This window comes from Myxococcus eversor, assembly GCF_010894455.1.
GTDB classification, from domain to species: domain Bacteria; phylum Myxococcota; class Myxococcia; order Myxococcales; family Myxococcaceae; genus Myxococcus; species Myxococcus eversor.
Genome location: NZ_JAAIXY010000123.1, coordinates 1 through 252 on the forward strand (window position 1 = coordinate 1; position 252 = coordinate 252).

Genomic DNA, 252 nt, shown 5'->3' on the forward strand with positions numbered 1-252 from the left:
CCCTCTCCGAGGAGCTGCTCGCCTTCTGCCAGCGCCAGGGCACCACTCCCTTCATGACGCTGCTGGCCGCCTTCCAGCTTCTCCTCTCCCGCTACTCCGGCCAGGACGACGTCGTCGTCGGCGCTCCCATCGCTGGCCGCAACCGCGCTGAGACCGAAGGCCTCATCGGCTTCTTCGTCAACACCCTCGCCCTTCGCTCTCGCATCGACTCGCGCTCCTCCTTCTCCCAACTGCTCGCCCAGGTGAAGCAGT

The 252-nt window shown here is 66.7% G+C and carries 1 protein-coding gene; it reads left to right on the plus strand.

Features of this window, described 5'->3' with window-relative positions; translation table 11 throughout:
* Positions 1-252: condensation domain-containing protein (locus G4D83_RS45415; RefSeq protein WP_163871194.1), on the plus strand; the 252-nt coding region annotated here is incomplete at both ends.